2 protein-coding genes are annotated in these 1668 nt (G+C 67.9%); both read left to right on the forward strand.

Features of this window, described 5'->3' with window-relative positions:
* Positions 1 to 1078 (forward strand): condensation domain-containing protein (locus tag ACIQGZ_RS29545; RefSeq protein ID WP_402607812.1); only part of this gene is annotated, 1078 nt, incomplete at its 5' end.
* Positions 1079 to 1138: 60 nt separating this feature from the next.
* The coding region (locus ACIQGZ_RS29550) for a condensation domain-containing protein (RefSeq protein ID WP_402607814.1) at positions 1139 to 1668 on the forward strand (530 nt) is incomplete at its 3' end.

The following is a 1668-nucleotide window of genomic DNA, read 5'->3' on the forward strand; positions in this document are numbered from 1 at the left end:
CACCCCCCTCCGCACCTGGGCCCACGCCCTCACCCAAGCCGCCACCCAACCCCACTACACCAACCAACTCCCCTACTGGAACAACACCCTCACCGAAACCCACACACCCACACACCCAGACCACACCACCACCACCCTCGGCACACCCCCACTCGACCCCACCCGCGACACCCTCGCCACCGCCCAAACCCACACCCTCGCCCTGCCAACCGACGAAACGCAGGCCCTCCTCACCACCGTCCCCGCCACCTACAACGCCGGCATCAACGACATCCTCCTCACCGCCCTCGCACTCGCCGCCCGCCAATGGCGCCCCCACACCACCCAACACGGCCTCCTCATCGACCTCGAAGGCCACGGCCGCTACGAAGACGCACTCGACAACAACCACGACCTCTCCCGCACCATCGGCTGGTTCACCACCATCCACCCCGTCCGCCTCACACCCCCCCACCACACCTGGACCCAGATCACCGCCGCCGGCCCCGAAACCGGCAACGCCCTCAAACACATCAAAGAACAACTCCGCACCATCCCCGACCACGGCATCGGCTACGGCCTCCTCCGCCACCTCAACCCCGACACCGCCAAAACCCTCGCCCAACACCCCAACCCCACCATCGCCTTCAACTACCTCGGCCGATTCACCACCGAGACCAACCCCGAGGACACCGACAACACCAACAACGCTCCCTACTGGACCACCATCGACCACACCCACCCCGTACCGGCCCCCGGCGAACCCGACATGCCGTTCGCGCATGCACTCGAAATCATCGCCGCCACCCACGACACCCCCGACGGACCCCAGCTCACCGCCGACTTCACCTGGCCCGCAGCCCTCTTCACCACCACCGACATCCTGCACCTCACCACGCTCTGGCACCAGGCGCTCCAGGCCCTCGCCACCCATGCCCAGGACCCCCAGGCCGGCGGCCTCACCCCCTCCGACCTCCCACTCACCCAACTCACCCAGCACCACATCGACCTACTCGAAGCAGAAGAAGCCGAGTACGACGACGACTTCGACGCGGACGACGGTGACTACGGGGACGACGACCACGCGCCCGGCTACTGAACACGCCTCGCATTGACGAAATCACCACACCTCACTGACTGTTCGGAAAGGCACTTGGCAATGAGGAAGTCGACAATCGAGGACGTACTGCCGCTGTCGTCGCTACAGGAGGGGCTGCTCTTCCACGCGCTGTACGACCAGCAGGGGCCGGACGTCTACACCGTCCAGCTCGCCGTGGAGATGCGCGGACCGCTGGACGCCACCCGGCTGCGCGCCGCCGCCGACACGCTGCTGCGCCGCCACCCCAACCTGCGGGCCGGCTTCCGGCACAAGAGCGTCGACCGTCCGCTACAGGTGATCCGCCGCCAGGTACGCACGCCATGGCGGGAAGTCGACCTGACCGAGCAGGGCAATGCGGCGGACGCCGCCTACGCCACGCTCGCTGACGCGGAGCGGGTCCGCCGGTTCGACATGGCCCGGCCGCCGCTGGTCCGCTTCACCCTGGTCACCCTGCCGGGCAACCGGTCCCGGTTGCTGGTCACGGTCCACCACATCCTGGTGGACGGCTGGTCGGTGCCGGTGCTGCTGGACGACCTCTTCGAGCTGTACGAACGCCGGGGCGACGACAGCGGCATGCGCCGCACCACCCC

The sequence above is a fragment of the Streptomyces sp. NPDC092296 genome, from assembly GCF_044755465.1.
Classification (GTDB): domain Bacteria; phylum Actinomycetota; class Actinomycetes; order Streptomycetales; family Streptomycetaceae; genus Peterkaempfera.